This is a genomic window from Thermoplasma volcanium GSS1 (assembly GCF_000011185.1).
GTDB lineage: Archaea > Thermoplasmatota > Thermoplasmata > Thermoplasmatales > Thermoplasmataceae > Thermoplasma > Thermoplasma volcanium.
This window is the reverse complement of sequence record NC_002689.2, coordinates 1,319,854-1,343,232: the sequence shown is the minus strand read 5'-3', so window position 1 is coordinate 1,343,232 and position 23,379 is coordinate 1,319,854. Positions and strand designations below refer to the sequence as shown.

24 protein-coding genes are annotated in these 23,379 nt (G+C 41.3%); 18 read left to right on the top strand and 6 right to left on the bottom strand.

Features of this window, described 5'->3' with window-relative positions; genetic code table 11:
* Positions 1-3: 3 nt before the first annotated feature.
* The 4 genes from TVG_RS06840 to TVG_RS06825 form a co-directional block, all read right to left on the bottom strand.
* On the bottom strand, positions 4-276 hold the full coding sequence (locus TVG_RS06840; protein ID WP_010917537.1) for a ferredoxin family protein: 273 nt from the start codon (positions 274-276) through the stop codon (positions 4-6).
* A gap of 10 nt (positions 277-286) precedes the next feature.
* A complete protein-coding gene (locus tag TVG_RS06835; protein ID WP_010917536.1) occupies positions 287-1,573 on the bottom strand; it encodes an FAD-dependent oxidoreductase in 1,287 nt (428 codons plus the stop codon).
* 281 nt (positions 1,574-1,854) lie between these two features.
* Positions 1,855-2,412, bottom strand: a complete 558-nt coding sequence (locus TVG_RS06830; protein WP_010917535.1) for an XTP/dITP diphosphatase — start codon at positions 2,410-2,412, stop codon at positions 1,855-1,857.
* Complete coding sequence (locus TVG_RS06825; RefSeq protein ID WP_010917534.1) at positions 2,405-3,988, bottom strand: bifunctional N(6)-L-threonylcarbamoyladenine synthase/serine/threonine protein kinase; 1,584 nt, start codon at positions 3,986-3,988, stop codon at positions 2,405-2,407. The genes TVG_RS06830 and TVG_RS06825 overlap by 8 nt, the downstream gene beginning before the upstream one ends.
* A gap of 127 nt (positions 3,989-4,115) precedes the next feature.
* Here TVG_RS06825 and TVG_RS06820 point away from each other — a divergent pair, with 127 nt between their 5' ends.
* The 13 genes from TVG_RS06820 to TVG_RS06760 all read left to right on the top strand — a co-directional run bounded on the left by TVG_RS06820 (position 4,116) and on the right by TVG_RS06760 (position 16,555).
* Complete coding sequence (locus tag TVG_RS06820) at positions 4,116-4,502, top strand: 30S ribosomal protein S6e (RefSeq protein WP_010917533.1); 387 nt, start codon at positions 4,116-4,118, stop codon at positions 4,500-4,502.
* Complete coding sequence (gene eif2g, locus TVG_RS06815) at positions 4,486-5,721, top strand: translation initiation factor IF-2 subunit gamma (RefSeq protein ID WP_010917532.1); 1,236 nt, start codon at positions 4,486-4,488, stop codon at positions 5,719-5,721. The genes TVG_RS06820 and eif2g overlap by 17 nt, the downstream gene beginning before the upstream one ends.
* Positions 5,718-6,413 (top strand): endonuclease III domain-containing protein, encoded by a 696-nt coding sequence (locus tag TVG_RS06810; RefSeq protein WP_010917531.1) that lies wholly within the window; start codon positions 5,718-5,720, stop codon positions 6,411-6,413. The genes eif2g and TVG_RS06810 overlap by 4 nt, the downstream gene beginning before the upstream one ends.
* Positions 6,394-6,747 carry a winged helix-turn-helix transcriptional regulator gene (locus TVG_RS06805; protein WP_156769120.1) on the top strand — a complete coding sequence of 118 codons (354 nt, stop codon included), beginning with the start codon at positions 6,394-6,396 and terminating at the stop codon, positions 6,745-6,747. Before TVG_RS06810 ends, TVG_RS06805 begins: the two co-directional genes overlap by 20 nt.
* A 77-nt stretch (positions 6,748-6,824) precedes the next feature.
* The gene (locus tag TVG_RS06800) at positions 6,825-7,946 is read left to right on the top strand and encodes a saccharopine dehydrogenase family protein (protein ID WP_010917529.1); all 1,122 of its coding nucleotides are present in this window, start codon (positions 6,825-6,827) and stop codon (positions 7,944-7,946) included.
* Between the two features lie 90 nt (positions 7,947-8,036).
* Positions 8,037-8,597 (top strand): molybdenum cofactor guanylyltransferase, encoded by a 561-nt coding sequence (locus TVG_RS06795; RefSeq protein ID WP_241760276.1) that lies wholly within the window; start codon positions 8,037-8,039, stop codon positions 8,595-8,597.
* Between the two features lie 81 nt (positions 8,598-8,678).
* Positions 8,679-9,827, top strand: a complete 1,149-nt coding sequence (locus TVG_RS06790; RefSeq protein ID WP_010917527.1) for an acyl-CoA dehydrogenase family protein — start codon at positions 8,679-8,681, stop codon at positions 9,825-9,827.
* A gap of 47 nt (positions 9,828-9,874) precedes the next feature.
* Positions 9,875-11,734 (top strand): AMP-binding protein, encoded by a 1,860-nt coding sequence (locus TVG_RS06785; RefSeq protein WP_010917526.1) that lies wholly within the window; start codon positions 9,875-9,877, stop codon positions 11,732-11,734.
* A gap of 129 nt (positions 11,735-11,863) precedes the next feature.
* Positions 11,864-12,262, top strand: coding sequence for a hypothetical protein (locus tag TVG_RS06780; protein WP_162009547.1), 399 nt, complete (start codon positions 11,864-11,866; stop codon positions 12,260-12,262).
* Positions 12,263-12,336: 74 nt separating this feature from the next.
* Positions 12,337-14,262, top strand: a complete 1,926-nt coding sequence (locus TVG_RS06775) for an acetate--CoA ligase (RefSeq protein ID WP_156769188.1) — start codon at positions 12,337-12,339, stop codon at positions 14,260-14,262.
* A gap of 40 nt (positions 14,263-14,302) precedes the next feature.
* The gene (locus TVG_RS06770; protein ID WP_010917523.1) at positions 14,303-14,653 is read left to right on the top strand and encodes a PadR family transcriptional regulator; all 351 of its coding nucleotides are present in this window, start codon (positions 14,303-14,305) and stop codon (positions 14,651-14,653) included.
* A 35-nt stretch (positions 14,654-14,688) separates the two neighbouring features.
* Positions 14,689-15,354 (top strand): DUF3834 domain-containing protein, encoded by a 666-nt coding sequence (locus TVG_RS06765; RefSeq protein ID WP_010917522.1) that lies wholly within the window; start codon positions 14,689-14,691, stop codon positions 15,352-15,354.
* Between the two features lie 10 nt (positions 15,355-15,364).
* Positions 15,365-16,555, top strand: a complete 1,191-nt coding sequence (locus TVG_RS06760) for an MFS transporter (RefSeq protein WP_010917521.1) — start codon at positions 15,365-15,367, stop codon at positions 16,553-16,555.
* Positions 16,556-16,583: 28 nt separating this feature from the next.
* Here the strand turns inward: TVG_RS06760 and TVG_RS06755 are convergent, their stop codons facing one another.
* Positions 16,584-18,140 carry an APC family permease gene (locus TVG_RS06755; RefSeq protein ID WP_241760275.1) on the bottom strand — a complete coding sequence of 519 codons (1,557 nt, stop codon included), beginning with the start codon at positions 18,138-18,140 and terminating at the stop codon, positions 16,584-16,586.
* Positions 18,141-18,245: 105 nt separating this feature from the next.
* On the opposite strand from TVG_RS06755, the gene TVG_RS06750 reads away from it, so the two are divergent.
* The 5 genes from TVG_RS06750 (at position 18,246) to TVG_RS06730 (ending at position 22,395) form a co-directional block, all read left to right on the top strand.
* Positions 18,246-18,890 carry an ACT domain-containing protein gene (locus tag TVG_RS06750; protein ID WP_010917519.1) on the top strand — a complete coding sequence of 215 codons (645 nt, stop codon included), beginning with the start codon at positions 18,246-18,248 and terminating at the stop codon, positions 18,888-18,890.
* Between the two features lie 77 nt (positions 18,891-18,967).
* A complete protein-coding gene (locus TVG_RS06745; RefSeq protein WP_010917518.1) occupies positions 18,968-20,230 on the top strand; it encodes a thiolase domain-containing protein in 1,263 nt (420 codons plus the stop codon).
* On the top strand, positions 20,227-20,721 hold the full coding sequence (locus TVG_RS06740; RefSeq protein ID WP_010917517.1) for a Zn-ribbon domain-containing OB-fold protein: 495 nt from the start codon (positions 20,227-20,229) through the stop codon (positions 20,719-20,721). Before TVG_RS06745 ends, TVG_RS06740 begins: the two co-directional genes overlap by 4 nt.
* A complete protein-coding gene (locus tag TVG_RS06735; RefSeq protein WP_010917516.1) occupies positions 20,721-21,185 on the top strand; it encodes an NUDIX hydrolase in 465 nt (154 codons plus the stop codon). The genes TVG_RS06740 and TVG_RS06735 overlap by 1 nt, the downstream gene beginning before the upstream one ends.
* A gap of 397 nt (positions 21,186-21,582) precedes the next feature.
* A complete protein-coding gene (locus TVG_RS06730) occupies positions 21,583-22,395 on the top strand; it encodes a carbon-nitrogen hydrolase family protein (protein WP_010917515.1) in 813 nt (270 codons plus the stop codon).
* Between the two features lie 7 nt (positions 22,396-22,402).
* Here TVG_RS06730 and TVG_RS06725 read toward each other — a convergent pair whose 3' ends face one another.
* Positions 22,403-23,368 carry a hypothetical protein gene (locus TVG_RS06725; RefSeq protein ID WP_010917514.1) on the bottom strand — a complete coding sequence of 322 codons (966 nt, stop codon included), beginning with the start codon at positions 23,366-23,368 and terminating at the stop codon, positions 22,403-22,405.
* Positions 23,369-23,379 lie beyond the last annotated feature (11 nt).

Below are 23,379 nucleotides of genomic sequence, written 5' to 3'. Positions count from 1 at the left end.
GCATCACCCGTATTTGTATATAACTCCGTTATCCCCCTTTGGTAGCGTCCACTTAACACTCCCATGGGAGCAGGCTATATCGCAGGTTCCACATTCTACGCAGTCTTCATATTTGAAGTTAAGCTTGCCATTTATAAGCGTATAGCAGTTGGCAGGGCACGCAAACACGCAGAAATGATCTGGGCATGTACTGCATATATCCGGGTTTATTGTTATATGTGCGTATGATTTATCCGTTTTATAATTTAATAACGATAATTTTTCTTCTATTTTCATTAACTTCACCTCACATCCTCTTTATAACACGGTACCCATTTGTAATGAGATCGCTGTACTTCATGTGGCCGCTCTTCATTGCGTCTGTGACAATCTGCCTAAGATGCTTTTTCGGCATTCCCTTTTCATCGAAGAGGCTCATCATAACTGATTCCGCAAGGGTAGGGAGGCTTTTTTGTACAAAATCACTCCACGTTACGTTCTGTATGCCATTGAAGTTGTAGAGATCGCTGAGTACGTAACTTTCCCTTAGTTTATCAACGTACTTTGCCAGTGTATTTTCATTTATGTTATTTCTGTTTTCTATTATTGTATCGGCAGCTAGTATGCCAGATGTAATGGCATAATTTATTCCCTGCAGCACCATGCCATTGCTGAATGTGAATGCTGCGGCATCACCGGCCACAAGATATCCATTTCCATAGAGTTTTGGCATGCTCGAAATTCCACCTTCGGGTACAAGATGAGCCGCATATTCATCCGGTATGCCATCTTTTATAAGGTTCTTTATGAAAGGATGTTCTTCGAACTTTCCCATTATATCGTAAGAATGTGTCACTCCATTTGCCCTAAGGCGATCTAATGAAGCAACTATACCGAGTGAGACTGTATCTTTATTTGTATAGAGAAAACCGCCAGAAAGCAATCCGTCATCGAGGAAACCAAGCACGAACTCAGATGCAAATCCGCTTTTTGAATCGACGTTAAACCTTTCGTTTATGACATTTTCGGGAAGTTTAATTGTTTCTTTTATTCCGAGCGCAACATCACGGTCGGATAATTTCGGCCTAAGGCCTGAGTTTATAAGTACCCTAGGATTGGCCCCTTCTGCTACCACTACGGCATCAGCAGTAATTACGTCATTGTCCTGCTGTATGCCGATTACTTTTCCATTGTCGATGGCGAGTCTATCTACAGTAACGCCGGTTACAAGCATCGCTCCAGCATCCTTGGCCTTTTTTGCAAGCCACTGGTCAAACTTGCCTCTGACAATAATCTTTCCAGACTTACTATTCTGGAGTTCCTCTGAGCTAAAACTAATAGCAATCTTGGATTTTTCCGTGAGGAAGGCTACTTCTTTTCTTGTAACGTATCTTTCAACTGGTGCACTCCTCTCCCAATCTGGGACAACCTTAGCAAGTTCATTGCCCCAGAGAACTGCACCTGATACGTTCTTTGTTCCTGGAGGGTCACCACGTTCAACAAGTAGGACATTCATCCCGTTTTGGGCAAGCCTTATGGCAGCGGAAGATCCTGCCGGCCCTGCACCTATTACCGCAACGTCAAATTCACTCATTGACAGAACATAGCGAGTTTATTTATATGTTTTTTGTTTTTTTCTAATTTATTTCAGAATGTACATCACAGATGACGTAATTCGACATTAGACTGGTTAAAAATACCTTCACAATCGAAAGAAATAAATAGAAGCTCATAAAATGATCGATTGGTTTTCATTCCTTTCAAAAAACATCAGAAAGTCGATTATTTATGAATAAAAGAGGGATCAACATATAAAAATTATGCCTCGCTTTTTATAAGTTTCAATTATTTTCTGTGCATTTAAATTTGTTTTTCTCACTTATTGTAGTTTTCCTTAATATAGCTGAATAACCCTTTGAATGCCATGCTCCTGTGCGAAACCATATTTTTTTCAGAAGTTTCCATTTCTGCGAATGTTCTTTCACTTCCATTCGGAATAAATATAGGATCGTAACCAAATCCATTTTTTCCTCTGATCTCCTTTGATATTTCGCCAATGACCTTGCCAGTAAACTGAGTTATTTTTCCACCCTCATTTAATGATATTACAGTAACGAAGTAAGCGCTTCTCTTTTCTATGCCGTTCATCAACTTCAATATGCCGTAATTACCTATGGTTTTTGAAACATATGATGAGTATGGGCCAGGGAAGCCGTTAAGGCTTTCAATATATAGCCCAGTATCGTCTATGAAGAACGGGCTATCTACCAAATTAATTAATTTCTTGCAGCTGTCATAGGATATTTTTTCTGTGCTTTCCTCCTGAATTTCTTCGTATTTCATGTTGACCCATTCAATGTCTATGCCATAACGTGTCCCAAGCTCTTTGATCTCTTCAAACTTGTGCTTGTTGCTTGTAACGAATTTAAACATACCTATGCCTCCTTCTTATGTCTTCAACTATGTTCAGTACATCATTTGCTTGTGGAAAATTTGCTCTATACGACATTTTAAATTCCTTCATGAGTGTTTTTCCATTTTCACTCAGGCTATTTATTGAATCCTCAAGAGTATACACATCGACTGCAAGGTCTTCTAGTTCTGCGTTTACCTTTCCCATACTCGCATCGATAAAGCATATCCTGTCAGATACGATTATATTGTTCACTGTAAGGTCTCCGTGTGAAATTTTATTTTTGTGCATAACTGCAACATCATGTCCTACGTTGCCCATAACGTTCGGCCTCGCACGTATGACATCCCTAAGTAATTCCCCTTGAATTTGGCTCAAGGTAAGTGTTTTTTCAAATGGATCATAATCATATACAATTGGCACGCATATTCCAGCATCCCTCATCCTTCTGATCACCGTAAACTCGTTTTTCATACGTTCGCCCCTGATCCTCTCGTCTAATTCCTTAAGCCTGTATCCCTTTGCTATGCGGATCTTCTTAACAGCGCTACGCCCATAGAAATCTGTATTAACGATCCTTGATTCAGCACCGGCATCCCTGTATTTTACATTTTTTTCAATTACCCAAGGTGCATCAACTTCGTCGATTCTATACCTTGGGTTTATGCTTGTATCCTCTATATTCATCCTTATACCAGATTTATACATCAAGAGTCCGGCCTGAGCTATCATAGCTCCGTTGTCCATGCAGTAGTTCTTATCAGTCATGTACGTAGTGGCATCCACCTCGCGCCCCATTTCAGAAACCATCTCCCTTAACCTGTTATTGAGGGCAACACCGCCAGCCATAAGTACCTCGTCTTTGCCTGAAACATAAAGTGCCCTTTCAAGCACCTCAACTAACATTGAAAAAGCTGTTTCCTGAATGCTGAAGCTTATATCTTCCACTGGTTCTCCCTTTTTAAGATATTCGAGCGCTGAGGTTAGGATGCCGGAAAACGAAGTATCCATGCCTTTGACGGAGTAGGGTAGAGTAAGAAGCTTGCGACCGTCCTTTGCAAGCTTCTCAATTTCAGGGCCTCCTGGAAAGGGAATGCCCGCATACCTGGCAAATTTGTCGATCATATTTCCTATTCCGATATCGAGAGTCTCGCCAAGTACACGGTATCTTCCGTTAAGATGTGCAATCACTTGCGTATTTCCGCCAGATACGTATAGCATAACTGGATCTTGTGCACCGCTTAACCTCTTCCCGATCTCTATGTGGCCAAGCGGATGGTTCACACCAATTATGGGTCTTTTTAGGGTGACCGCGAGAGTCCTTGCTGCAGTGCTCGTTACCCTCAGCGATGGGCCAAGCCCTGGTCCCATAGAGAACGCCACAAGATCGATATCTGAGGGTTTTATTCCTGCAATCTCGATAGCCTTAGCTATTACTTCAGAGACCTTATCTACATGGTGAGCTGCAGCCTGAGTTGGATGGATGCCGCCAGTTTTTGGCTTGTACATGGATGAGACGTTAGCCATTATGCTATTTTCATCCAGTATCCCACAGCTTATCGTGTGTGCTGTACCTTCAAGTCCAAGAACTATCACAGAACCCGTATATTTTATTTCGATTTAAATGCAATTAATTATCCATAAAAGCAAAGGTAAATTTTAGGGCACAGCATATCATCCCTAAATTCTTATAAAGGGTATTGATATTAGCCATCAGATTAGCATGGCAAATTCATTGGCAATAATTGCAGATCCTAAGACAGGTAAGACGTATAAGAGGGAAATTCCAAGCGAGAGAATGAGTTCTCTAATCGGAAGAAAAATAGGCGAAGAAGTAGACGGTGTATTCTTTGATCTCGTAGGCTATAAGATGAAGATAACTGGTGGAAGTTCGGTTGACGGTTTCGCTATGAGGCCGGACCTGCAGACCCAAGGCAAGAAGCAGATACTTGTTAAGTATACCTCTGGATACCGTGGCAAGAATGGCATAAGAAAGAGGATCACTGCACGTGGTTCTATAATCGGATCGGACATAACGCAGATTAATCTCAAGATAACTCAGTATGGGCCGACGCCCATAGAGGAGAAAAAAGATGATCAGCAAGCTTAAAATGCCTCAGCCCACTGTAAACATAGGTATGGTGGGTCACGTCGATCATGGCAAGAGCACTTTAACTCTCGCCCTGACAGGCGTAAAGACGGATACGCATTCTGAAGAAATAAAGAGAGGAATTTCTATAAAGCTAGGTTATGCTGATACGCCGGTTTATAAGTGTTACGATGCTTCTGGGAATCCTTATTATACAAGGCAACCCAGTGAGAATTGCGAACTTGAACGTGTGATATCGATTGTAGACGCTCCTGGCCATGAAACGCTTATGGCCACTATGCTATCTGGTTCGGCCCTCATGAATGGTGCGCTATTGGTTATAGCGGCTAACGAACATTGCCCTCAGCCGCAGACAAGGGAGCACCTTACTGCATTAGAGATAATGGGCATAAAGAACATAGTTATTGTGCAAAATAAAATAGACTTAGTAACAAGAGAGCGAGCACTGGAAAGTTATAAAGAGATCAAGGCATTTGTTAAGGGCAGCATTGCTGAAAATGCACCCATAATACCGGTCAGTGCATATCATAATACAAATATAGATATCTTGTTTGAAGCTATTGAAAAGTATATACCTACACCCGAGTACAACGAAGGATCCGATCCGATAATGTATATTGCTAGATCCTTTGATGTAAATAAACCAGGTACGCCAATCGATCAGATTAAGGGAGGAATAATAGGGGGTTCCCTTACACAGGGATCACTAAAAATAGGCGATGAGATCGAAATAGTACCTGGCATACAAAATACCAGGGGAAATAAGACTGTTTGGACCAATGTTACCACGGAAGTGGTAAGCCTTATGGCTGGAAAATATTCCTATGATATGATAAAACCAGGCGGCCTTGCCGCCGTTGGTACAAAATTAGATCCATTCTTGACAAAGGGAGATGCGTTCACTGGCAGGATAGCTGGATACATAGGCAAGGTGCCGCCTATCTCGTTCTCAATGAGGCTGGAAGCACACCTGCTTAAGCGTGTTGTCGGGTCAGACCAGGAACTTAACGTTGAGCCTATAAGGGCAAAGGAGACCTTGATGTTTACAGTGGCTACTGCAAATACTGTTGGTGTAGTAAGCAACGTGAAAGGTACGGATATAGAAGTTTCTCTAAAATATCCTGTTGCTGCATTTAACGGAATGCGCGTGGCTATAGGAAGGCGCGTATTGAATAGGTGGAGACTTATAGGGTACGGTGTAATAGAATCCTTGGAATGACATCAAACCCTCCGAATTTTGCAAATATTTACGAAGAGCTTTTTCGTTACTACGGTGATCTTGGATGGTGGCCGGCAGAAACTAAAGATGAGATCGTTATAGGAGCAATTCTAACGCAGAATACCAGTTGGAAAAACGTGGAAAAAGCAATAGCAAACCTGAAATCGCACGGCATAACGAAACTCGAAGATGTTTGCAAAATAGAGAAGAATGAGATCGCCAAACTAATAAGGAGCTCAGGTTTTTACAACCAGAAGGCGGAGAGGCTTAAAGCTGTATCTTGCTTAATAGTAGGGGAATTCAATGGAATTGATAGGATAAAGGATATTGATGCATTTGCTGAGAGATTGAAATCTATCAAAGGAATCGGGCAAGAGACCCTCAATTCTATACTCCTTTACGCTCTCGACGCTCCTGTTTTTGTTATAGATAAGTATACAGTAAGATTTCTTGAGAGGTATTCATCCTTTGATGAAGTGGATTCCATAAAGAAAAGCGTTGAAGAACAACTCGCTGATGTAAAACTGATGCAGAATTTTCATGCGATGATAGTTCAATTAAGCAAGGACTTCTGCAGGAAAGAACCGATATGCATGAAGTGCCCTTTGAAAGCATGCTCAACTGGGCAAAGGGTCAGGAAGGAATTATATAGCAATAATAGTATGGATCCATATGGATCAAACAAGGTCTAAAGCTTGCATGTTGAGATACGGGGATACAGAAATATGTATCGATCCATCAGAATCTGTCCTTCATCTCCTTGGCAAGAAATACACAATGCTGATCATATCCGTGTTGGGAAACGGCAGCACAAGGCAAAACTTCAATGACATTAGGTCCTCTATACCCGGGATAAGCAGTACGATCCTATCTAGGAGGATAAAGGACCTTATAGACTCTGGTCTTGTTGAAAGAAGATCTGGTCAAATTACTACCTACGCCCTAACAGAGAAAGGGATGAATGTAAGGAACAGCCTAATGCCTCTCCTGCAATACATATCGGTATTAGATAGGAATGGCGATTAATTACTCTATTTTTTGGGATTATGCCGTTACTCATTACGCAATGGATAAAATAAAATTATTTCAACTTATATACAAACATGAAAGGCATTGTATTTGGATCGGGACAAATAGGTTCATCTGTAGCACTCAATTTGGTGGACGGGATGGATGTGACGGTTGCAGACCGTGATCCAACAAACCTAAGGAAGATTCAGGATAATATTGGTAGCAGAGTAAGCGTGATCCAGGTGGATGCCCTTCGCGACGATATAAAGCACATAATATCTGACTACGATATAGTGGTATCGGCACTTCCTGGAAGCGTAGGTTTTCAATTTGCAAAATCTATCGCTCCTTTTGGGGTAAGGATGATAGATATATCTTATTATGAAGATGATGTCTTTCTTCTTGACGATGTTGCGAAGAAGAGTTCTTCAGTTATTGTGCCAGATATAGGATTTGCTCCAGGCATAAGCAACGTACTTGTAGGCCATTTTTCGTACGAACTGGAAGACGTAAAGGATGTACACATATATGTGGGTGGTATACCAGAGAAACGTATAGGCGGCCTGGACTACGTAATAACGTGGTCGGTTGAAGGCTTGCTTGACGAATATACAAGGCCTGTTCACATCGTACAGAACGGTAGCATCACTCAGGTAGAACCACTTAGCGGCCTTGAGAAAATTAATATACAGAAATACACAGACCTTGAAGCATTCTACACTGACGGCCTACGCACATTAGGCAAGACCATCCGTGCATCTGGCAGCATGTGGGAGAAAACTGTACGATACAGCGGGCATGCAGAAAAGATAAGGCTACTTAAGGACCTAGGCTTCTTTAGCCGTAAAAAGGTTAAAGTAGGAAACAGCGAAATAGCACCCTTTGATTTTACAGCTGAGATATTTAGGAATAATCTCTCTATGAGCGGCGTGAAGGATGTTTCTCTCATGTACGTTAAAGTTACTGGAACAAGGAATGGTGACATTGTAAAGCATGAGGCCAGCATGGTGGCGCCATACGATGAGAAAAGAAAGCGGTCTTCAATGGCAAACGTAACTTCTGTTCCAGCATCAGCAACGGCAGACTTCCTCTCTAAAAATGAGATTGGTAAATATGGTGTTGTTGCACCTGAAATCCTCGGAAAAGATGAGAATTTTTACAAACAATTTATAAATTATCTCGGGCAGTACGGGATAATTATATCTGAAGATTAAAATTAATATTTTTAACTCATTGAGGATAAATTGGGATAGGTGACTCTTAAATATGGCGATAGATATTGCAAATTATGAGGTAATGATCCTATGGAAGTTAAAATGCCATTCGTGGTTTTTGTCAAGAGGAGCGTAAGATTTCCAGGCAAGCATTCATACATGATTGGTGGAAAAAGCCTTTTGGAGATTATTGTTTCAAAATTATCAAATATAGGCAAGGTTTACGTGTTTACGAAGGACAAAGATATTATATGTAACGGCTGCAGCATAGAATTTGATACAACGAATGGAATAATAACCGATTCCGTCCTTGCAGCAATCGACAAATTTGGTACATTCTTTGCTGTAGCCGGGGATATGCCATTGATAAAGCCTGAGCTAGTTTCGAAGATGCTTTCCCAATACAAAGGCTCACCGCTCTTTCCGCGTCACATGGACGGCATGCTTGAACCGCTCTTCGGTATATACACGGAAGATCTTTACAATGCTTTGAAGGAATACCTGGACAAAGGCGGAGAAAGCCTCCATGCTTTTCTTCTTACACAACCTTTGCAATATTATGATATAGGATCGGATGATGAAGTGAACTTCATAAACATAAACTATAAAAGTGATATCGAAAAATATCGGGATCTTCTAGTACAATTATAGATATTTCATCGTTATATCTCATTCAATCGTGAAATAATTCAATGATAAACTCTATATATTGAATCAGTGATTCATACACGCATGCACAGTTATGTCGATGCGGATGATCTGCTTAGGAACTCTATAAAGGAATTCGTAAAGAAGGAAGTAGAACCCATAAGGATGAAGATAGACAGGGAAGATTATTTTCCTGTGGACGTTTTCAAGGAAATGGGAAAGCTCGGCTACCTCGGTGTAACCATACCTCAGGAATACGGCGGATCGGATGCGGGATATATTACACAGGCTGTGATAGAGGAAGAACTAGGCTATTCATCACCTTCCCTCGCCTTATCCTATGGTGCGCACAGCAACTTGTGCCTTGATAACGTTTATAGGAACGGATCCCAGGCTATAAGGGAAAAATTCGTACCTAAACTTGCATCCGGTGAGTGGATAGGTTCGTTATGTTTGACGGAGCCAGGTTCAGGTTCAGACGCGCTTGCTATGCATACTACGTTGCACGATCACGGTGGTCGAATTTTTCTGACAGGAAGTAAGACGTTCATAACTAATGGCCCGTATGCTGATCTGTTTCTCGTGCACGCTAAAGATGGAGATTCATACACTTCTGTTATTGTACTTTCATCAGATAAAGGCTTTGAGCGTGGAAAGAAGTTTGAGAAGATGGGGATGAGAGGATCTCCGACGGGAGAACTGTTTTTCAATGATATTGATATAGGAAATGAAAGGATAGTTGGAAAGAGAGGCGATGGCAAAAGGATAATAATGTCTGGCCTTAATTCAGAGAGGGTAATACTTGCATTTATATTTGTTGGACTGGCTAGAAGGGCACTAGATGAGGCAGTAAAGTACTCAAGTGAAAGAAAACAGTTCTCCCTGCCTATTAGTGAGTTTGAGCTAATACAAGAGAAGCTCGCCTATATGTATACAAAGTACGAAACAAGCAGGATTCTTGCATATAGGGCATTGGAGAAGCTAGAAAGCAGCAGGGACGATCCTTTATACGCAGCAGCAGCCATAATGCACGCATCAGAATCAGCAGAATACATTGCGAGGGAAGCAATACAAATATTTGGCGGATACGGATACATAAAGGATACTGGTATTGAGATGTTCCTGAGGGACGCAATTTTGGGCCAAATAGGAGCTGGTACGACAGAGATAAGGAAGAGGATCATAGCAAAGAGCTTGATAAGGAAATATAAGCTTGGAGAGGACATTAACTAAGGGTATATTGGATAAATATTAAATATATAACTTACTATAATCATATAATGTTTGTTTATAAGCCTGATGAAGCGGAGATAGCATCAACGAATTTGGGGATGTTTGCTTCTTCTGTTGGAATCACTGTAAAGGAACTCTACGATAAAGCAGATTCAGACCCAGAATGGTTTTGGCCTCAGGTGATTAAAGATACTGGAATTGAATTCTTTTCTCCATACAAAAAAGTTTTTGACAATTCAGGCGGGCCGCAACATACGAAATGGTTTACTGAAGGACTCATAAACATAGAGTATAACGCAGTCTCAAGGTATAAGGATTCGTCAAAGCCTGCAGTAATTTACCAGAATGAATATCTCGAAAGGGAAACGCTTTCCTATTCCGGACTCAATATATATGTATCTTCTGTTGCCTCTACTCTTCTTGATATGGGGATACGGAAAGGCGATAGGGTTGGCATCTACATGCCTTTTAACTTAAAGAGTGCAATCGCTTTCTATTCCATACTTCGAATTGGAGCAGTAGCCGTTCCTATGTTCTCAGGATACGGCTATGAAGCTGTAAAAACACGCGTTGAAGATGCTGGAGTGAAGCTTCTCTTTACATCCAAAGGATACTCCAGAAAAGGAAAATTTGTCGACATGATGTCTGTAGCCGAGAAGGTTGGCTTGCCCATAATAGCTGAAGGCGGTAGCAAAAAAGGCTATAGTTTCGAAGATGCTATGCATGGGCAGAAGCGGATAGAGACGGAGAAAACGGGATCGGAAGACACAGCCATAATGCTTTATACATCTGGGACAACAGGAAAGCCTAAGGGAACTGTACACGTCCACGGTGGAGCCTTGATTAACATAGCCAAAGAGGTGAAGTACTATATGGACTTGAAGGACGGTGACGTGCTTCACTGGATAACCGATCTTGGGTGGATGATGGGCCCGTGGGCCTTAATAGGTACGAATGTACTGCACGGGACGATTTATCTGTATGACGGTGCTGTAGATTATCCGGATGCCTCTAGACTCTTCACCATACTTGAAGATAACAACGTTACACTGCTTGGTCTATCGCCAACTCTCGTTCGCATGCTGAGGTATAAAAATATTGAGAGAAGATTCAATACAGTAAGGCTCTTTGGATCTACCGGCGAACCTTGGGACGACGAGTCGTGGAGCTACTTGTTCAATGTTCTTGGTGGAGGCAAAACGCCTATTTCGAATATCTCTGGAGGCACTGACATTATCGGCTGCTTCCTTGCATCGAACCCGGCAATACCGATTAAACCGAAATGCCTCTACCGCGGGCTCGGAATGAACGCATCCATATTTGACGAAAACGGAAAAGAGGTCTATGGAAAGGTCGGTTATCTTGTAGCAAAGAAGCCATCACCTTCTATGACGCGGGGTTTGTGGATGGCAGAGGACCGCTACCTCGAAAGCTATTGGTCTAGATTTCAGGGTGTTTGGTTTCACGGCGACTTTGGAGAAATGGATGAAGATGGCTATTTTTATCTCTATGGAAGGGCGGACGATGTGATAAAGGTAGCTGGCAAAAGGGTCGGGCCCAACGAATTGGAAGATATTGTAATGGCAGTGAACGGCGTTATAGAGGCAGCTGTAATTTCCATACCAGATAAAATAAAGGGTGAAGCTCTCGCTGTGTTTTACGTTGGCGAACCGGATCTATCAGGTAGGATAAAAGACGCTATAGAATCTAAGATGGGAAAGCCATTCTCGCCGTCCTATGTGCTGCGATTGAGAAAACTGCCAAAGACGAGGAATGGCAAGACCATGAGGCGTGTTATAAGATCCTCATTCCTTGGCCAAGACCCCGGAGACTTGAGCAACACTGAAGACCTAGATTCCATTAAAGAAATAGAAGAACTCGGAAGGACCATATTCAACAACGATTGAAAGGATACGGACATGTGCCTTAGAATATTTTGGGATCAGAAAATTCAAAAAGTTTACTTCAATAACTAACCGATTAGCATAGAGGCCCATGATGTAATAATAGGATTGGCTATTGCGATAGTTGGCGCAGTGACAATAGTTGTTGACATTTATCTTGGATTAGTTGATATTATAATTGGCATCATTTTAATAATTTATGGTCTTAACTTGAATTCATTACTTTTCACTAAATCCGATTCAAAGGTTGAAGGCAAGGTTAAATATGAATGGGTTGTTAAAGAGGGCATTTCAAGGATTGAATCTGGAAGGCTTTCGTGCGATAGATCAAAGTTTATTAGTACTGTTGAAAAAGCTATGGAAGCCATATATGCTTCTGACCGTCTCCCGGAATTCGGAGTTGAAGCCCTATACCTTTATTTTACTAGCAGAGATAAGGCCCAGAAGATCTACGAACAAATGCGTACTGAGGGGCTAGATGTAGATATACAAGAAGAGAAAATAGGAAGTACAATAAAGATATCATTTTAGTATATATTATATAGATATAAGATATACGTATTTGAAAATCTTTAAATAATCTTAATTACATGTTAGTAAATGCCATGACATATGATCTACCGAATTTTGTTTTAAATAGTAAGGAGATCCTTAGAATAGACGAGAAGAAAAGGGATGAATTTAAGCGTTTGCTTGAATTCTCGAAGAACGATCCAAATGGCTTTTGGGAGAGTATTGCTTCTGATCTAGTTTGGAGAAAGAAATGGGATACCGTAATGGAAGGCAGACTTCCTGAATTTTCCTTTTTCAAGGGAGGCTATTTAAACGTTGCTGAAAACCTCATAGATAGACATATAGAAGCTGGGGAAGCTAATAGAGCTGCTTTGATATTTGAGAGCGAAACAGGGCGAAGCGCTGTATATACATACGCAATGCTGCAATCTATTGTAAACAAACTTTCAAATGCTCTAAGAAGCCTAGGCGTAAAGAAAGGTGACAGAGTCTCTATATTTCTGCCAAACATACCTGAAACATTATTCAGTGTGCTCGCGTGCTACAGGGTTGGTGCTGTTTTCAATACAATATTTTCTGGTTTCTCTACGCAGGCATTGGAGAACAGGTTAAAGCATTTTAACCCTATGATAATAATAACTGCAGACGGAACATACAGAAGAGGCAAACTAGTGGAGTTAAAGAAAAAAGTGGATGAGATTCGAGATTCTAATTTTGAAAAGATCATCGTAGTAAAAAATGTAGGGCTCAATCTGAATTTTACAGAAAGAGATTTAGACTTTTACAGCCTAATAGCGAAGTTTAACGATAAAGACAAAGGGGGAGATGTCGAGGCAAACGAGCCTGGCATAGTCTTTTATACATCAGGTACAACAGGTAAGCCAAAAGGAGTGGTGCTTTCGGGTGCCGGATTTCTGGTGAACAACTACGTGTATGCAAAGCACCACCTCGATTTGAGTAAATCTGATGTACTTTGGTGCACAGCTGACATAGGATGGCTTACTATGCATATATGGGGTATAATTGGGGCTCTTGCTAATGGCTCTACGACTCTATTTTATGAAGGGGCAATCGATTACCCTTCTCAAGATCGTTTCTACGAAATAGTGCAAAAATACAAAGTAACAAAAATTTTCACAGCTCCAACTTTGATAAGGATGCTGATGAAGTACGGCTTTCCAGAGGGCAAGTATGATGTTTCATCCGTTCGTGTAATAGGACTAGTGGGCGAGCCGTTGAATCCAGAAGCGTGGCACTGGATGAATAAACACTTCAGATCTGCATACATTAATAATACGTGGGGGCAAACCGAAACTGCTGGAACTCCGCTTGCAGGATCTGCCTTTGCTACTGGCATGAAGCCAGGATCTAGCGGCATCGAGTTCCTGGGAGCATCCTTGGATGTTGTTGACGATGAGGGTAATCCAGTGCTTGAACGTCCAGGAAATTTAGTAATAAAGAAACCGTTCCCTATGATGATCCGCGATCTATGGAACGAACACGAACGTTTCTTAAAAGAATACTATGGAAAGTTAGAAGGATTGTATTTCACCTATGATGTTGCTGTAAAGGATAAAGATGGCCACTTTTGGGTTCTCGGGAGGAATGATGATGTAATCAACGTTTCCGGCCATAGACTGAGCACGATGGAGATGGAGAGCCTTGTAGCTAGCGTAAACGGAATAGCTGAATGTGCAGTTGTAGGAATCCCTGATGAAATCAGAGGTCTCACTCCCGTTGTATTCGTTTCATTGAAGAATGATATATCAGCGACAGGCATTGAAGAAACTATATCAAAGATGATTGAGGAGGGCATTGGGAAGTTTGCAGCACCGTCCGATGTAATCGTTGTTGAAGAGATGCCGAAGACCCCAAGTGGAAAAATACTCAGAAGGTTCCTTAGGGAGATCTATGTTTATGGAGACATTGTCGGAGACCGTACCGGCCTTGAAAATCCGGCGTCTATAGAAAAATTGAAATCAGTATTGCGAAATAGAATAGAAAGTAGGAATAAGTGACTTATAGACAATCTTTTAAGCTATAAACTATTACTATATTATGAACAGTGATCCAACCAAGGAGAGGATACTCCATGGCCTTATTACCCTATACCTGTTGAAGGAGCTTGTTAGGGGGCCTATGCACGGATACGAACTACAAAAGACCTTATCATCTGTCATTGGAAATCCTCTTCCCCAGGGCTCGATTTATGTACTCCTGAAAACAATGAAGGAGAGGAATTTCGTAACATCAGAAAACGCTAAGAACGAAAAGGGTCAAACGCTTACCAAGTATTACATTACGGAGGAGGGGAAAAAGTTCCTTTGTTCTCATTCGGAATCGTTGTTGATAGCGAGGAAAATAATTGATGATCTATTAAAGACGGTCGATCTTATAGACGAAGAGTAGAATAAACTATTTATAGATAAACTCCATATCAATATATGGAAAAGATAAAAGCAATTGTAGCACCTGGTCCTGTTTCTTATCCATTGATAGCTGCTAAGGCAAAGGACATCGATATGATATTTGATAAAAAGGGTCAGGGGGACATAGTTCTTGATTCGACAGTTTCTCTAGTAAAAAGAGGCATAAATTTTAATATCTCACTTATAAGGAAGCTCTCTGTTGTGTACCCTGATATTGGTAAAAAGATCGGTGTATGGAGGAAGGGTAGCGCGAACGACGTCCTTCTGCGGGCATTGCTAGATCTCAACAAGAAGGAGTCAGAGATAGTTTACGCGGAAGACCAACGTGAAATAAGGAATATGCTTACCCAAAATAAGATAGACTCTGCAGTGCTATCATCTGCGTTTGCTAAGGGCAAAGCATTTGAGGATCTATTTGCAGAAACTAAATTATATATGCCTGGCAGCTGTGCCGCATACGTCAAGCCGGAGATTCTTGACTATTTTAATTCAGTTTATTCGGAGGGCATTGATAGGTTTAGGCAAGATCCTTCCGGAACAGCTGAATACGTAGCTTCAGTATTACCGATAAAATTCGACACAGAATTCATACATGCAGCTATCCTTAAGTCAGAATCCGGCCCTCTTGAGGTTAAGCCGTATGAAGAGTTCAGGGCGATTGTCCTAAACCATTCCAGTTGAGAGCGCTTTTATGAATGGAAAGAAGGGTAACATTTCCTTACTGTACGCAATATTAGTAATCGTCACAATAACCTTTGCAGTAAGGGCCAGCAACAACATGTTCATGACAGAAATACCCCTTGTTGCAAGGTACATAATACACTTTAACGAGTTCCTAGTAGGCTCGGTCTCTGCTGTTGGTGCACTGGCCACATTCGTGATGAGTGCGTTCATCAATTCAAAGTTATCCAGTACTTTGAGGAGGAAAGTCTTTATCGCTTCTTCACTTGCCTATGCGTTAGTTTTTCCAACATTCTATTTTTCAAATTCAATAACAATATGGCCAATAGTCTTCGTGTCTGGCTTTGTTCTTGGGGCAATAATGCCGAACATTATAACATCTGCAAGCCTCTTGCCAGACAGAAAAGCTAGGGAACGCGTACTTTCCATATATACTCTTACGCTTAGCATTTCACTTGTAGCCGGACCTGCAATAGAAGGTTATCTGCTTAGGATATACCCGTTACTAGAGACTTTTATATTCTTCAGCATATTCCCCGCATTAGTTTTCGTTACTTCATTTTTCATAAAGTTTCCTGAAGAGCAAAGCAACGTGAAGATAGAGGCAAAGAACGTCATTAAGAATCACGGGTTCAAAGTTTCAGTATACAACATAATGACCTACAATATACCGTTCGCGTTTATACTGACATTCGGAGGCATATACGCCAGGGACTTCTTCGGCGCTTCGTATTCGACCGTTACTTTAATGTTCTCAAGCTTCTTCTTTACTTCATTTATAAGCAGGCTGCTCCTTGCGCTCAAGCCTCCCGAAAACCTCTGGCGCCTAATGATCCTTTCAGTCTTGCTTACTACTGTTGGCCTTATGGGCATAGTGGAGTCGCCAAGCTTAACTGTTATGGAGCTATCGATGTTAATACTGGGCTTCCCGCATGGATTCACCTATCCATTGTCCGTGATTTCCATATCCAGGGCCTTTGATATATCATCAAGGAACGCTGCAAACAGCCTGTTTTTCTCAATAATGATGGCTATCGGCTCCGTTATGCCGTTCGTATCAGGTTCGGTAGTACTTTACATAGGTTTGAAGTATTCCTTTGTTTCAGTTATACCAGTAATATTGATCATACTTTTGCTTTTGCACCACGAGATGAAGCTCCTTAGCATAGGCAAGTCTGGGGGGCAATATACAGCAGCATAACCTTAAAAAATAAATTTTTTTTAAATTTTTAATTGACAGTTTCTTTGATCCTATCACTCATATCCGCTGACGGGACGTACAACCTTGTACCAATGGCAAAGGCTCCAAGGGAAGCCACAGCAACTATTGCTATGTCGTATGGAAACGGAAAAAGGCCAATCCCATAACTGCCAAGGAATGATGCCACTGGCACGAATATGAGGATAAATATCATGTAGGAAGCCCCCACAAGGCTCTTTAACGGACTCCTGCGTGCAAATATGAAAAGAACAAGGCCTGCAAGTGCAATTATGCTCATGTATAGTGTAGTAGGGTACCCTGACCAATAAATTATGAGAATTGAGAAAACAAAGCCCAAAGGTGCAAGAATTTTTGCCAAAGGTAACTTGAATCCTTTCGGTGCAATTCCCAGCTGATTCATTATGACTAGGGATATAGGCCCCGTCATGTATGCAATTATGGTTAAGTCGGAATTAACTGAAACAAGGTCATACCAGGATGGGAAAGGCAGAATGAAGAGGGACATTACAAAGAAGTCGAGCAGCAATGCGTAGAACGGTACTGAATTTGAGTTGAGCGTTCCGATCTTCTTAGTTAGGAAACCCATGCGACTGATCCTGTATACTACCCTAGAAGTTGACGTCTGATATACGTTGCTCGTACCTAGAGGTGAAACTACTCCGTCGAATAGCAGTACCGAGGCAAGTGCTCCGAGGCCTAGAGCTGAAGCCAGCACCAGCATTGGGCCAGATGAATATGCACTGTTGTAAAGTCCAGACCAGTCTCCAGGTGTTAAGCTAAACCACTTAAGCGAGCCTATGAAGGCCACCTGAACTAGGAGGTATATCCCTGACGCTATGGCAACAGAGAGCATTATGGCTATTGGAACTGTTCTTTGTGGGTTCTTCGCTTCTCCAGAAAGTTCAACAGCCTGCCTGAAGCCAAGAAAAGAGAAGGCTATGCCTGCATCAGGTATTGCAGTGAAAATGCCTTCAGGATGAACGGATGACACATAAGAGAAATTTGAGATGGAGAACATAGTTGATATAAAGAAGAAGCTTGTTATTATCGGAATTCCGATCTTAAGGTAAGAAATGTAGTTGTTTACCTTGGAAGTGTGCCTTATACCCATAGCGTTTATGATGAAGAAAACGAATAAAAGGGAGATAGCGATAAGCATTCCCCTTAGTGTTAGCATTCCTGAACTATTTATTAGTCCAGGCATTACAAAGTTCATGTAAGTTATTGATGCAATAACCTCTAAAGGCGGAGTCGAAGCGTAGCCAAGAAACAGTGACCATGCGTTTATCGAGCCAGCTGCATCTCCATTAGTCAGGAACGGATAGGCAGCTGCGGCCCCTGCAGTTGGCATTCTGCCGCTAAGATCTGCATAGATCAGTGCGAGGACAGCGACTATTAGGGAGCCTACGATCCAAGATATAATAGAATATGGCCCTGCAATAGAAGATGCGTATAATGCAGAGAAAAGCCACCCAGATCCTATCATTCCTGTAACGGAAGACATCGTTAGATCGATTATGCCGAGTTCTCTCTTCAACATTAGAAAATTGATTGTTGCAGACATATATAAGCTTCCGGCCAAACTTTATTTAAATCTTGCATAATTGCAAAATATTGGACTTAAGTGCCCAAAAATATACATTCATAAAAGCGATTTAGTTTACTAAATATGAATGTTTCAGATCTTGTCAAGGAATATGTAAGTAGACATCCTTACGTGATGGAAGCCTTGAGTGAAGGGATAGTTAATTTTTCATCCCTTTCTAGAAAGATAATGGAACAGTACAACATCAAAAGCTTCCAGGCCGTAGAAGCGGCCCTGAAAAGATATAAGCCGCAGTCAGGCGAACCTGACTACAAGAATATACTTTCTAGATCAACCGTAGAGATGTATACTAACGTAACGGTAATAATTCTTAAACCAAAGAGCGAAAACATGAAGCTCATACTTTCGCTAGCCGAGAGGCAATCTATCAACTACGGCAGGTTTAGGCTAATACAGGGTGTTCAGGGTGCAGCGCTTGTCATGAACGATAACGATGCGGAAAAGATTGTTAGAAGCATACCTAAGGGAGAAGTAATACAGATGGATAGGAAGCTTTCAGAGATCGTGATGACCAGTCCCGAGACTATAACTTTTACCCGTGGCTATGTGGCCTACCTGTCCTCCATACTTTCACACAATGGCATAAACATAATACAAATAGTGTCGTTCTACACGGACGTTACGTTTATACTCGATCCTGAAGATCTAGTAAGAAGTTTTAATATACTTATGAGGGAAATAAGGTTAAGCCAATCATTAATTAAATAGCTTCAATTCTGGTATGGTAGCATTATATCAGTAATAATTGCGCAAAATATTTATTAATTGTAATAAGTTAAAGATATATGAAATCGAAGGGTAGAGACGTATACATGGTTGCCGGAGGTGTAACAAAGTTTTCCAAGGCTTCTCCGGACATGGATTTTCGCCTTCGTGTAAAGAAGGCATTTGACTACGCCATGAACGACGCCGGCCTTACATTGGCCGATATAGATGGATCCGTGGCCTCCTATTTTTCGGACCACTTCCAGAGGCAGCTTATGGCGGGAATAATGGTGCAGGATTACCTTGGATTAGTACCGAAGCCAAGCAAGAGAATTGAAGGCGGTGGTGCAACAGGGGGTCTGGCTTTCCAAGCAGGATACGAAGAGATAGCATCCGGAAGGATGGATGCAGTCGTAGTTTACGGATTCGAAACAATGTCTCACGTAAATACGTGGAAGGGAAATGAGTTCATCGCTCTAGCTAGTGATACAAATTTCGACTATCCTATCGGCGGTTTTTATACCGGTTATTACGCGATGATGGCAGTCCGTCATATGCATGAGTTCGGTACAACTGTCGAACAGATGGCAAAAGTATCTGTGAAGAACCATGGCAACGCAATTCACAACCCCTATGCGCAGAGCCCGATGAAGATCACGGTTGAAGATGTTAGGAAAGCGCCTATGGTGTCTTACCCCTTAACTAGGCTAGATGTATGTGCTATGTCTGATGGTGCGGCTGTAGCCATACTTGCATCTGAAGACAAAGCGTTTGAGATAACGGATCATCCAGTCCTTGTGAAGGCAATAGGTACTGGTACCGATACTATGAGACTTTCAGATAGGCCATTTGGTGAAGTACCTCTCCTCCCCAATGAAAGCCCATCCGATTACAAAGGTCTGAAATATCCTGGCGTACATTCATTCAGGGCAGGCAGAATGGCGGCAAAGGAAGCTTACGAAAAAGCTGAAATAACGGATCCGATCAACGATCTAGACCTGATCGAACTGCACGATGCATACACATCGTCTGAGATCCAAACCTATGAAGATCTCGGTTTGTGCAAATACGGCGAAGGTGGCCAATTCATAGACGAAGGAAAGCCAGAACTTAAGGGGAAGATCCCTGTAAATCCGTCTGGGGGACTTCTAGCTGCAGGTCATCCTGTGGGCGCCACAGGCATAATGCAGGCTGTCTTCATGTTCTGGCAGTTGCAGCACACAATCAAGAAGCACTTCCACGACGATTATCTGCAGGTACCTAACGCAAAGCGTGGCCTCATACACAGCCATGCCGGTACAGGTACTTATGTTACTGTAACAATAATGGAGGCGGTAAAATGACGATAAATCCTAATGCAAAACTACCGGAAGACGAGAGCGGTACGATAGTATTCAGCACGGACCCGCTAGTGATCAAGTACCATTACGAGATCGACTACATCCACAGCTATGCACAGGACAGTGAGTTTTTCAGGGCCTTAGGAAAGCATAAACTTATGGGAAGCAAGTGCAAAAAGTGCGGATACGTATACGCAACTCCTAGGGCACACTGTATGATGTGCGGATCTGAGACTGAATGGTATGAGCTTCCACTAAAAGGAAAAGTACATACATTCACTACTTGCTACTTCAGCGGAGAGGAGTTCCTGAACGAGACTCCATTCAACCTAATAATGGTTGAATTTGAGGGTGTAAACTCGTTGTTTATGAGCAGGCTGATCGGTGCAGACACGGAGGATATATACATAGGCATGCCGGTAAAAGCAAAGTTTAGAAGGAATCAAAAGATGAACGTTACGGACGTGTACTTCGTGCCGGACGTAGATAAGTAATGAGGCAACCTGAGGCTGCTGTGGGTCTGATAGTTCAGCGAAGTGAGGTATTGTTTATAAAGAGGAAGGCAAGACCGGATGATCCGTGGTCTGGGGACATTGCCTTCCCGGGCGGTTTTTTGAAGGAAATGGAGAGCCCAGCTCAAGCTGTAATACGGGAGATAAAGGAAGAAGTCTCTCTTTACTTCACCGAGTACGATATATTGGCTGAGATGCCGCTGCACTACCCTATATCAAAGCAGTTGCCTGTCCATCCTTTCATAATAAAGTCGTATAGCTTTGATGATGCATTGCCTGGAGATGAGGTCGATGAGATAAAAATTGCAGATATAGGCGATTTAGTAAAGGATTATGACGAAAAAAAGGGCAACATATTTAGATTTGGAGATTGGATAATATGGGGCCTTACTTATAGAATACTTAATACATACATTACCCGCTACTATGGCAATTTCGATTTTTGAGGTTCTATACTTAGCAGCATCTAACTTTATCAATATTTTTCGATACTTGGCTTATCTGTATATACTTTTCATATTTTCACTTGAATGGCCTTTAATGTATGGTTATAGCTTTTCTTGATTCAAGTTTTGAATGCTAAAATTAACCAGGCCGGCAAACCTGTGCATGATCTCGATAAGTCCATTGGAAGAGAGAAAGCCATGTTTTACTGCCTTAAGCGCATTAGAAATTCAAGTAATTTATCCCTTTAAATTTACCTGCAAGTCAAGTTGACAGATCAACGAAAAAATTGACAAGGTTCCCTTTGGAAAAAATAATATCTGTTTGAGTGATCATATTAACGTTAAGGACTAACGTACTTAACATTTCAAATAGTGATCCAAATATGGTGAAACAATTATGAGAGTAACCGTGGTTCAGATGGCCTCTACTTCAGATAAAAGCGAAAACATAGAAAAAACATTTAAGTTCCTTGATAGTATTGGAAATTCAAACCTTATAATATTCCCGGAATACCAGATTTTTGTACCAGATTTCAAAAATGGATCGGATATGATAAACATTGCGGAATCTGAAAGTGGAGAGTTCATGTCAAATATAGCAAACTATGCAAAGGAGAGGAAGAGTAAAATACTTGTGAATATACCAGAGAAAAATGCCTTTAACCTGAAGCCATTCAATACTGCAGTCCTTATAGATGAGTTAGGAACTACTATGAAATATCGAAAACTCCATCTTTTTGATGCTTTCAACTTCAAGGAAAGCGCCTTTTTTGAGAAAGGGAACATGAGCCCTATGGTTTTTAATTCTTCAGAAACCCCGTTTGGTGTTCAAATATGCTATGACCTAAGGTTTCCAGAGGCAGCAAGAATACTTACCTTGTACGGTGCCAAGATATTGGTATATCAGGCAGGATGGTTCTCTGGAGAAAGAAAATATGATCAATGGAAAACTCTCCTGAGGGCTAGGGCAATGGAAAACGGAGTTTTTGTTATCGGTTCAGCTCAGACAGGCGATATGTTCACTGGCCATTCAATGGTAGTATCACCTTATGGCGATGTTGTAGCTGAGCTGGATAAGGATGAAAATTACATATCTATGGATATAGACCTAGGAGTTGTGGAAAAGTATAGATCCGAAGTACCATTGTTAAAAGAGAGAAGAACGGATATTTACGATGTGCTTGACGTAAGCCTCTTTGAAAAAATCTGAGTGCAAATTATGTTGTGGTTATTTCTTCTACATTTATATGCACTCTAGTAAAGCTTTCTCTTGTCTTTTTAATTACGCTAGGTATGATCTTTAAAAGATCGTCTGTAGTGTAAAAATACAGGTAAAGTTTTCCGTCTTCGTACTTCGACCACCTTCTGAGATAATAAACATTCTCCGCCATCATTATATTGCTCATATGGTTTGCAAGGGCATCACCGAAGAACGCGCGATATATGTCGTAATTTGAGTGCTTCCCTATATATTTTGTCCCTTTTTCCCCCGTATAAGCGGTATCAATAAGCAACTCTGGTATCGAATGAGAATCGTCTAGTGCGTATATGTAATCTTCTGTGTTGTCCTTATAAGGTGCCTTAGACTCCCTCCTCCAAGCTATGGATCTCTTTGTCTCCTCGTATATGCCGTGAAGTGATGAAGGATTGTCAACGAATATTGAGATCCTGTAGATCTGGTCTAAAAGTTTAATCGCAGTAAAGGAGTATTCGAATCCCTTATTTTGCCCAAGGTAGTGCAGATAAATGCTGTTACCATAGCCTGCAGATTCGACTATTGAATCCACTAGTGCCTCCTTATCCCTTGACATGAACCTTATAGGCAGAATAAGTTCACCGTTTTTCATGGAAGCCATGTCAAATACTATGCTATCAACATCGAAATATTTAGAGAATGGTTCGCTAAACTCAAATTTTTCTGTATTTAAGTAGATTTTCCACACTCCGTTTTTAAAGGTAGGCTTGTATGTCCCTATGACGGCTTCTATTTCCTCTCTATGCTTTTCAGGTATTTCGTCGTCATTTAGGAACACATAAAAGGAAACCTGCTTGCTTTCATCTATTGTTGGCAGCATAAGGTAGAAAAGGCCATATTTTTCATTAATGACAGTCAAATCACTATTTAGATAACCCTTTAAAACAGCCTGTGAATCAAATATATCATCTATGTCTTGAAGTACCATATTTATCAAAA

What these genes read in the sequence shown, in the direction of transcription:
- TVG_RS06730 (WP_010917515.1), top strand. Translation starts at nt 21,583, where the DNA reads ATGAGAGTAACCGTGGTTCAGATGGCCTCTACTTCAGATAAAAGCGAA.
- TVG_RS06750 (WP_010917519.1), top strand. Translation starts at nt 18,246, where the DNA reads ATGAATGTTTCAGATCTTGTCAAGGAATATGTAAGTAGACATCCTTAC.
- TVG_RS06790 (WP_010917527.1), top strand. Translation starts at nt 8,679, where the DNA reads ATGCACAGTTATGTCGATGCGGATGATCTGCTTAGGAACTCTATAAAG.
- TVG_RS06740 (WP_010917517.1), top strand. Translation starts at nt 20,227, where the DNA reads ATGACGATAAATCCTAATGCAAAACTACCGGAAGACGAGAGCGGTACG.
- TVG_RS06760 (WP_010917521.1), top strand. Translation starts at nt 15,365, where the DNA reads ATGAATGGAAAGAAGGGTAACATTTCCTTACTGTACGCAATATTAGTA.
- TVG_RS06785 (WP_010917526.1), top strand. Translation starts at nt 9,875, where the DNA reads ATGTTTGTTTATAAGCCTGATGAAGCGGAGATAGCATCAACGAATTTG.
- TVG_RS06810 (WP_010917531.1), top strand. Translation starts at nt 5,718, where the DNA reads ATGACATCAAACCCTCCGAATTTTGCAAATATTTACGAAGAGCTTTTT.
- TVG_RS06775 (WP_156769188.1), top strand. Translation starts at nt 12,337, where the DNA reads ATGACATATGATCTACCGAATTTTGTTTTAAATAGTAAGGAGATCCTT.
- TVG_RS06800 (WP_010917529.1), top strand. Translation starts at nt 6,825, where the DNA reads ATGAAAGGCATTGTATTTGGATCGGGACAAATAGGTTCATCTGTAGCA.
- TVG_RS06835 (WP_010917536.1), bottom strand. Translation starts at nt 1,573, where the DNA reads ATGAGTGAATTTGACGTTGCGGTAATAGGTGCAGGGCCGGCAGGATCT.
- TVG_RS06725 (WP_010917514.1), bottom strand. Translation starts at nt 23,368, where the DNA reads ATGGTACTTCAAGACATAGATGATATATTTGATTCACAGGCTGTTTTA.
- TVG_RS06795 (WP_241760276.1), top strand. Translation starts at nt 8,037, where the DNA reads ATGGAAGTTAAAATGCCATTCGTGGTTTTTGTCAAGAGGAGCGTAAGA.
- eif2g (WP_010917532.1), top strand. Translation starts at nt 4,486, where the DNA reads ATGATCAGCAAGCTTAAAATGCCTCAGCCCACTGTAAACATAGGTATG.
- TVG_RS06770 (WP_010917523.1), top strand. Translation starts at nt 14,303, where the DNA reads ATGAACAGTGATCCAACCAAGGAGAGGATACTCCATGGCCTTATTACC.
- TVG_RS06820 (WP_010917533.1), top strand. Translation starts at nt 4,116, where the DNA reads ATGGCAAATTCATTGGCAATAATTGCAGATCCTAAGACAGGTAAGACG.
- TVG_RS06830 (WP_010917535.1), bottom strand. Translation starts at nt 2,412, where the DNA reads ATGTTTAAATTCGTTACAAGCAACAAGCACAAGTTTGAAGAGATCAAA.
- TVG_RS06755 (WP_241760275.1), bottom strand. Translation starts at nt 18,140, where the DNA reads ATGTCTGCAACAATCAATTTTCTAATGTTGAAGAGAGAACTCGGCATA.
- TVG_RS06745 (WP_010917518.1), top strand. Translation starts at nt 18,968, where the DNA reads ATGAAATCGAAGGGTAGAGACGTATACATGGTTGCCGGAGGTGTAACA.
- TVG_RS06840 (WP_010917537.1), bottom strand. Translation starts at nt 276, where the DNA reads ATGAAAATAGAAGAAAAATTATCGTTATTAAATTATAAAACGGATAAA.
- TVG_RS06765 (WP_010917522.1), top strand. Translation starts at nt 14,689, where the DNA reads ATGGAAAAGATAAAAGCAATTGTAGCACCTGGTCCTGTTTCTTATCCA.
- TVG_RS06805 (WP_156769120.1), top strand. Translation starts at nt 6,394, where the DNA reads ATGGATCAAACAAGGTCTAAAGCTTGCATGTTGAGATACGGGGATACA.
- TVG_RS06735 (WP_010917516.1), top strand. Translation starts at nt 20,721, where the DNA reads ATGAGGCAACCTGAGGCTGCTGTGGGTCTGATAGTTCAGCGAAGTGAG.